This is a genomic window from Escherichia sp. AM3, assembly GCF_032029835.1.
In the GTDB taxonomy this organism is placed as follows: domain Bacteria; phylum Pseudomonadota; class Gammaproteobacteria; order Enterobacterales; family Enterobacteriaceae; genus Escherichia; species Escherichia coli.
The window spans coordinates 1-8201 of sequence record NZ_JAVUPQ010000100.1 but is presented as its reverse complement, the minus strand read 5'-3'; the positions used below and the strand labels follow the sequence as shown (position 1 = coordinate 8201).

Below are 8201 nucleotides of genomic sequence, written 5' to 3'. Positions count from 1 at the left end.
ACGCCAGACAGCGCAATAGCCTGATTTAGCGTGATTTTGTAGGTCGGATAAGGCGTTTACGCCGCATCCGACATCAACGCCTGATGCGACGCTTGCCGCGTCTTATCAGGCCTACGCCAGACAGCGCAATAGCCTGATTTAGCGTGATTTTGTAGGTCGGATAAGGCGTTTATGCCGCATCCGACATCAACGCCTGATGCGACGCTTAACGCGTCTTATCAGGCCTACGCCAGACAGCGCAATAGCCTGATTTAGCGTGATTTTGTAGGTCGGATAAGGCGTTTACGCCGCATCCGACATCAATGCCTGATGCGACGCTTGCCGCGTCTTATCAGGCCTATCTTAACCGTTGGTTAATTTTTCAAACTCTTCACACCCGGTATCAAACCCTTCCATACAGCTCAGGTTCAACCAGTGCAGCGCCTTTTGCTTGTTCTTCTCGATAAAACCTTCTTCACCGTTTAAGAACATCATTCCCGCCCAGTACTCGGAATAACCGGTTCGGGAAATTGCAGAGCTGCGTTTGAAATACCAGGTTGCCTTGTCATCGTCGGCCTTAATGCCCACGCCGTTGGCGTAAATCAAACCAAGCAGCATTTGGGCATCGACGGCAGAGTCGTTCTCCAGATCTTCCGAGGCGTTTTCTAACAGCGAAATCGCCTTTGGATAATCCGGTTTACCCGCTTGAGTATTTACCAGAATATGCGCCAGCGTTACTTCACCTTCTTTACTGCCCGCTTGCGCCGCTTTCTCTGCAAGAACTTTTGCTTGTGGATAGTCCAGACTGACCGGATTGGTGATTTTGATCTGCGCCAACAGCGCGCAGGCATCAGCATCACCGCTGTCGGCGGCTTTCTGTGCCCAATATTCGGCTTTGCTCAAATCGCCGGAGCTAAACCAGCTGTCGGCAAGAAAATATTGTGCGCGTCGGTCCCCGGCCTCTGCTGCCTTTAAATACTGGCTGCCAGGCTCGGAGTCGTTGGCGTGGGCAAAGAATGTCAAAAACAACATCAATGCGATAATTTTTTTCATTTTGATAATACGATTGGGTAGGGAGTAACCAGTATAAAGAGTTCGAATGGATAAAAAAACAGCCTCCGAAAGGAGGCTGTAGAAAGGACTGTATTACGCCAGTGCCGCTTCGCGCAGGCGAGTTTTCAACTTGTTGTACTCGTCAATCACGTACTGCTCGGCGGCGCGCTGATCGGCGATCGGCTCGACGCGCACGGCGCAGTATTTGTATTCCGGCGTTTTCGTAATCGGGCTTAAGTTTTCGGTAACCAGCTCGTTACAGGCACCAATCCACCACTGGTAGGTCATGTAAATCGCCCCTTTGTTCGGACGATCGCTGACCTGCGCACGGGTGATAATTTTGCCTTTACGCGAGTGCACCCAAACCAATGCCTCATCTTCAATACCCAGACGTTTGGCGTCTTCGGTATTGATTTGTGCGTAGCCAGGTTCATCAGCCAGCGCCGCCAGTGCCGCACAGTTACCGGTCATCGAACGGCAAGAGTAGTGACCAACTTCACGCACCGTTGACAGTACCATCGGGTACTCGTCGGTGAGTTTGTCGATTGGCGCTACCCAGTCGCAGGTGAAGAACTGCGCCAGACCGTTCGGGGTATCAAACTTCTCTTTAAACAGATAAGAAGTCCCCTGATCGACATCTGAAGTATCGCGGCAAGGCCACTGAATGAAGCCCAGTTCGCCCATTTTCTCGTAAGTCGCACCGTAGAAATCCGGGCACAGATGACGCAACTCATCCCAGATCTCCTGGGTGTTGTTGTAGTGCATCGGATAACCCATACGGGTGGCGATTTCACTGATGATTTGCCAGTCCGTTTTCAGATCCCATTTCGGTTCAACTGCTTTGAAGAAACGCTGGAAGCCACGGTCAGCCGCAGTAAACACGCCTTCATGCTCGCCCCACGACGTTGACGGTAAAATAACATCCGCCGCCGACGCGGTTTTGGTCATAAAGATGTCCTGAACGATGACCAGTTCCAGATCTTCAAAGGCTTTACGTACTGCCGACAGCTCCGCGTCAGTTTGTAGCGGATCTTCGCCCATAATGTACGCGGCACGCACTTCGCCATGCGCTGCGCGGTGCGGCAGCTCGCTGATGCGATAACCGGTATGAGCAGGCAGGCTTTCCACGCCCCAGGCTTTGGCGAATTTCTCGCGGTTAGCCGGATCTTTCACGTACTGGTATCCCGGATACGTATCCGGCAGCGCGCCCATATCGCAGGCACCCTGTACGTTGTTCTGACCACGAACCGGGTTAACACCCGCATGTGGCTTACCGAGGTTACCGGTCAGCATCGCGAGACTGGTCAGAGAACGCACGGTTTCCACGCCCTGGTAGAACTGGGTTACACCCATGCCCCACAGGATGGCGGCGCTTTTCGCCTGGGCATACATCCGTGCCGCCTGACGAATCTCACTGGCGCTGACGCCGGTGATATCTTCAACCGACTCCGGCGTGTAGCCTTCAACGATTTTACGATACTCTTCAAAGCCTTCTGTACGGGAAGCGACGAATGCTTTGTCGTACAGATTTTCTTCAATAATGACATGGCCCATCGCATTCAACAGCGCGATGTTCGAGCCGTTTTTCAGTGCAATGTGCATGTCAGCAATGCGCGCGGTTTCAATTTTGCGCGGATCGCAGACGATAATTTTCGCCCCGTTACGTTTAGCGTTAATTACGTGATTCGCCACGATTGGGTGGGAATCCGCCGGGTTGTACCCGAAAACGAACACTAAATCGGTATTATCAATTTCGTTAATAGCATTGCTCATTGCGCCATTACCGACCGATTGGTGCAGACCTGCAACCGATGGGCCGTGTCAGACACGAGCGCAGCAGTCAACGTTATTGGTACCAATAACGGCGCGCGCAAATTTTTGCATTACATAGTTGGTTTCGTTACCCGTACCACGCGAGGAGCCGGTCGTCTGGATGGCATCCGGACCGTACTTCTCTTTGATGGCGCTCAGACGCTCGGCAACGTAATTCAGTGCCTCATCCCAGGAAACAGGTTCGAGTTTGCCGCCACGCTGGCGACGGATCATGGGGGTTTTCAGGCGCGGGGTCAGGATCTGGGTATCGTTAATGAAATCCCAGCCATAATAACCCTTCAGACACAGGGTACCCTGGTTGGTTTTCCCCTGCGCTGCCTCCGCCCGGACGATTTTGCCGTTATCGACGACCAGGTTGATTTTGCAACCTGATGCGCAATAGGGGCAAACCGTGACGACTTTTTTCATCGGTCTCGCTCCAGTTAATCAAATCACGCATACGCGCTCTCGACTACAGTATGCATCTTTTATGCCACATTTTATTTGGGGTCATTCCCTGATATTACGGGCACTATTTATTCAAAACTCTGACGAAAAACAGGCTGTCGTCAGTTTTGACGTGACGAAACGAAATACCACGTGACAGCCATCACGCGGCAGACATTTTATTTTTTCTCGACGACGGGAGCCGCCTGATACCCGCCGCCCAGCGATTTCATCAACTGAATGCTTTGGATCACCCGGCGGCTGTCCAGCATCAGTAATGACATCTCTTCGGCAAGTACTGGCAACCGGGCTTCAGTGGCCTGTAAGCGGCTGGTTAAGCCGCGCTGATAGGCGGCCTCGGCAGCGCGCTGGGTGAAGCGCGTTGCTTCCACGCGTTCAGCCTGCATCTCTCGCTCGTCGTTGAGCGTTTGCAGACGCGTGCCGTTGACGGCAACGTCGCGCACCGCGTTCAGTACTGACTGGTTGTAACGTTCAATCATCATGTTGCTGGCGGCGCGAGTGCCTTCGAGATTGGCATTCAACCGTCCACCGTCAAACAGCGGCAATTTCAGACCCGGGATGAAGTTGAACTGGCGACTGGTTTTTTTGAATAAGGTATCCAGGTGGATGGCATCAAGGCCGAAAAACGCTTTGATATCAAAGCTCGGGTAGAACAACGCCCGCGCGGAATCCACCTGATCTAATGACGCCTGAACATACCAGCGCATGGCTTGCAGATCCGGGCGTCTGGCGAGCAACTCATAAGAGAGCGTCGCCGGAATGCCGGTCTGTACTTGCGGTAATGCCACCGGTTTGATCTCCGGCATATCGCTGGCTCCCGCGCCAATCAATGCACGCAGAGATTCTCGCGTTTCGGTGATTTGCCCTTTAACGGCAGCAATTTGTTTATCGACCGCCAGAATCTGTGCCCGCGCGCCGTGGAAAGGCACTTGCGCTTCCAGACCGTGCGCCACTTTACTTTGGTGCGCTTTCACCGCGTAATCAATCACATCGCGAGTTTGTTCTAACAGATCGAGCATCTGATAGCTGGCCTGCATACTGTAATAAAGCTGCGCTACGCCCGTGGTCAGCGATAGCTCTACTGCTGCGGTTTCTGCCAGCGCGGCATTATGCGCGCCAATGGCGGCGGCAACCGCTGAGCGATGCACACCCCACAAATCAAGATCCAGTCCGGCAAACAAACCTACTGTGGCTTCCGTATAGTACGGCCCGTCCATACCCAGTGCTGGCGCATCCATTGAATAAGGGCTTAAAAAGCCGTTCGCCGAGACACGTTGGCGGTTGAGCATCCCTAACGCTGCGACCTGTAATTGTGAACCGGCATCTAACAAATCGGCCTGGGACTGCGCTTTTTCTTCCCGCAGTTTCGCTTCGGCGAGGGTGTGTGAACCACTTAGCGTCCGTTGGATCAGCGCATCCAGCTGCGGGTCATTGAGTTGTTTCCACCACTGCGCCTGCGGCCAGCCGGAGCTGGCAAGATGAATATCGTCGGCCAGTTTGATTTGTTCCGGTTTGAGCTGTTGATGAGGTGCAGAATCCTTACGTACCAGGGCACAGCCGGAAATCAGCGTCGTGCTGCCGAGAATGCTGCACAACAGCAGACGTGAAAGTTGACGATTGATCATTGCGTGGCTCCTTGTGCCTGTTCCGTGGCGGGCGTTAATGCCGGGGCTGTCCAGTCTGGCAAGCGGGCGAAAAGCTGGCAGACGTGTTGCTCCTGTTTTAATAAGGTGGGCAGGATGGCCTGAGAGGCGGGTGTCTCTTCAAGCGTTATTTGAGGAGAACGGCTGAGTGCGGTTGCCAGACCGGCAGCGTATTTCTCCAGGGCGTCGGCAAACTGACCTGCTCTGTCCGGCTGTAGTGCGTTATCCAGCGCCTGCGCCGAGTTCCAGGTGGCATCCCAGGCGTGAAGAAGATCGCGGCCCTGATGAATAACCGTTTGCGAACGTTCAATCAGTAATGCGCGTTCTTCGCTGTCCAGTTGACGCTCCAGCGCCACGCGTTGGCACATCTCTTCACAGGCATTAAACGCCGCATGCAGACCTATACGAATTTGCAGATAAGTGCGCAGAGCCGTGACTTCCTGCTGGCGTGGGATCCGCATTACTTTACTTAACATACCCAGCGCGCCAGCCAGTTTTTGCGGCAGCGTGCGCGCTTCACTCTCAGGCCAGACAAAGGTGTAAATCACCGCGGACACCACGGTACCAATGATGATACCCAGGGCGCGATCGCGAATTTCCACCAGGTCGTACACCGGGCCAAAAACGTTTTCGAGCGTGGCGAGCGCGAAGGTGACCACCATCTGTGTGCCGATATAAGAAGAACGTTCAGAGCTGGTGGCAATCCATGCGCCCAACAGGAAAATAGGTGCCAGCACAAACAGCAATTCGACAATATTGTCCAGCCAGGGCATGACCAGTAGCGTGAATAACAGCGCCAGAATCGCGCCGCAAAAAGCCCCGCCAAAACGCAGCACCATCTTCTGGTACGACGAACCGACATTCGGGTTAGCGACGATCACGCAGGTCAGCATACAGGTGTGAATGCCTTCCCAGTCGACGCCGCTGTAGAAGGTGTAACAGATCAAACAGGCGAGCAGCGTTTTTACCGCGTAGCGCATATAGTCTGGATTGGTAAAAGCATCGGCGGCCATTGATGGTGGTTTGGCGGCGGGCGTTGGCGGCGTATTCGGGTCCATCTGACCCAGTTGTAACAACGTCTGGCAGATATTCTCCAGGTTACATTCCCGTGCCGCCATCGCTTCACTTTCACTGATCCGCCAGTCGCTTTGCCAGCACTGACCTTCGGCAATGGAATGCTGCAGCTTGTTGATTTCTGAGGCTAATTTTTGTCGGAATTCAATAATTGCCTGAGAATCAGCAAAAGAGGTGGGATCGTAGCGATTCAGCGTCGAGTAAATGTAGGTTACCGTTGCCACGCAGCTTTGCCACCATGCGTTTTGAGTTCACCAGTTGGCATCGTCCGCGAGGCAAAAGACATTGAGTTTTTGTAGCGCCAGCGCCTCTCTTTCAATCCGCGTTTCGGGTAGCGGTGCGAGGCTGTCTGTCAGGTGACTAATGGCATCATCAAGCCGATCATTAAGCGCCTGATGCATTTGCGAAATGGCACGATTGGGAAACCACAGCACGCCGATTAACGTCATCAGCAAGGTTGGATAGAGGCCAACAACGATACACCACAGCGTTAAGCGCACGACCACTTCCGGATAGTCGAGCATGGCGGGGAAGGTTTGCCCGTAAATAGCGACAATGGCGACGGCGAAAAAGACCAGCCCCAAGCGATGGGTGCGCATCAAAAACATGCAGCCCATCAGGATCGGTCCGGCGATGATCAATCGGATCAACGGTTCGCCGTATGACCATTTGTAGATCAAAAACAGGCTGCCGATCTCCAGCACCGTGGCAACCACAAACAAGATCGCGACAAATTTGGTGTAAAACGCGTTCGACTGAATACCGTAAAACAGCACTGCCAGCGATAACGCCACAAAAGGGATCTCAAAGGTCATCAAGATCAGAATCACCAGCAGGCAGCCTACCCAGAGTTGCACGGTCTGCGGCACGCGACCTGGTCGCCGCTCGCTTAACTCTTCATGAAAGAACGCCAGCAGCCTGACCACCGGTAATGGCAGGGAGTTGAGCGCGCTCATTATTGCGGCTCAAGATTAGCGACTGCCGAAGCGCCGATGCGGAACATTTCCGGGTCAGGTTTATCGACCATGATTTTGACCGGAAAACGCTGGGCAACGCGGACCCAGTTAATAGAACGAGACACTTTCGGCAGGCCGCCCAGCACCAGGCCGCCGTCATCCGGTAGCACGCCGTAGCCAATCGAATCCACTTTACCCTCGAAGGTTTTGCCGCTGTCACTCATCAGGCGAATCGTTGCGGGTGTACCTGAGCGAATATTTTTCAGATCGGTTTCGCGGAAGTTGGCGATCACATACCAGTGACGAGTGTCGATTAGGGTAAAAATAGGGCGCATGGCAGAAGCAAATTGCCCGACGGAGGTTTTGAGGGAAATGACCCGGCCATCAAACGGCGCGCGAACGGTCGCCATTTCCAGATGCAGTTTGGTCAGGGCAATATCCGCTTCGACCGCCGCACGCTGGGCAACTAATGCATCCACGCCGCTGACGGCGCTGGCGGCTGACTGCGCCTGTAACAATACGGCATTAAGATCCGCTTCTGCGGCGCGCTGCGCCGTTCTTGCACGGTCAACATCTTCCGCTGAGACAAAACCTTCTTTCAGTAATGGCTCGGTGCGGCGTAATGTATCTGTGGCCTGTTTCGCGGCGGCACGGGCTTTTTCTACCGTGGCATTAACCGAGTCGGCACCAAACTGTTGCGCGTCAACGCTACGCTGGGTGAGCATAATTTGCTTATCCAGCGCCGCGAGGGAGGCTTCAGCTTTCGCCAGATTGGCTTCGTACGGGCGCGGGTCGATGCGGAACAGCAAATCGCCCTGTTTGACTGCCTGGTTGTCGGTGACCGCCAGTTCTACAATGCGGCCGCTGACTTCCGGTACCACATCAATGGTATCTGCTGACGCGTAAGCGTCATTAGTTGATGGCGCACTGTCTACGCGCCAGATAACGAAAACAAGGGCAACCAGCGCCAACGCAACCACTAACAGAGCAGGGAATTTACTGCGAGGAGCTTTTTTCGGCGTACTTTCCATGAGCGCGTCTCAAATAGATTAGAAAAATGCCAGCCAGAACAGCATGGCGTAGAGAGCAAAAAGGGCGGTATAAATAATTCCGACAAATGCCAGATTGATATTTGCCCGCTGGGTAATGACTCCAACTTATTGATAGTGTTTTATGTTCAGATAATGCCCGATGACTTTGTCATGCAGCTCCACCG

5 protein-coding genes and 2 pseudogenes are annotated in these 8201 nt (G+C 53.7%); all 7 read right to left on the bottom strand.

Annotated features, from left to right (window positions below; all coding sequences use genetic code 11):
• Positions 1-342 precede the first annotated feature (342 nt).
• On the bottom strand, positions 343-1032 hold the full coding sequence (gene yjcO / locus RTW80_RS21595; protein ID WP_000719886.1) for a Sel1 family TPR-like repeat protein YjcO: 690 nt from the start codon (positions 1030-1032) through the stop codon (positions 343-345).
• A gap of 93 nt (positions 1033-1125) precedes the next feature.
• Positions 1126-3273: a formate dehydrogenase subunit alpha gene (gene fdhF / locus RTW80_RS21590; protein ID WP_077758456.1), complete on the bottom strand. Its 2148-nt coding sequence runs from the start codon at positions 3271-3273 to the stop codon at positions 1126-1128.
• Positions 3274-3470: 197 nt separating this feature from the next.
• Positions 3471-4937, bottom strand: coding sequence for a multidrug efflux transporter outer membrane subunit MdtP (gene mdtP, locus RTW80_RS21585; RefSeq protein WP_032247765.1), 1467 nt, complete (start codon positions 4935-4937; stop codon positions 3471-3473).
• Positions 4934-6985: pseudogene (gene mdtO / locus RTW80_RS21580) on the bottom strand (multidrug efflux transporter permease subunit MdtO). The gene mdtP and the pseudogene mdtO overlap by 4 nt, the downstream one beginning before the upstream one ends.
• The gene (gene mdtN, locus RTW80_RS21575; RefSeq protein WP_000446378.1) at positions 6985-8016 is read right to left on the bottom strand and encodes a multidrug efflux transporter periplasmic adaptor subunit MdtN; all 1032 of its coding nucleotides are present in this window, start codon (positions 8014-8016) and stop codon (positions 6985-6987) included. Before mdtN ends, mdtO begins: the two are co-directional and overlap by 1 nt.
• 18 nt (positions 8017-8034) lie before the next feature.
• A pseudogene (locus RTW80_RS21570) lies at positions 8035-8133 on the bottom strand (hypothetical protein); the annotation flags it as partial.
• A 9-nt stretch (positions 8134-8142) separates the two neighbouring features.
• Positions 8143-8199: an IS1 family transposase gene (locus tag RTW80_RS31610; protein ID WP_003032489.1), complete on the bottom strand. Its 57-nt coding sequence runs from the start codon at positions 8197-8199 to the stop codon at positions 8143-8145.
• Between the last annotated feature and the right edge of the window lie 2 nt (positions 8200-8201).

What these genes read in the sequence shown, in the direction of transcription:
- yjcO (WP_000719886.1), bottom strand. Translation starts at nt 1,032, where the DNA reads ATGAAAAAAATTATCGCATTGATGTTGTTTTTGACATTCTTTGCCCAC.
- mdtP (WP_032247765.1), bottom strand. Translation starts at nt 4,937, where the DNA reads ATGATCAATCGTCAACTTTCACGTCTGCTGTTGTGCAGCATTCTCGGC.
- mdtN (WP_000446378.1), bottom strand. Translation starts at nt 8,016, where the DNA reads ATGGAAAGTACGCCGAAAAAAGCTCCTCGCAGTAAATTCCCTGCTCTG.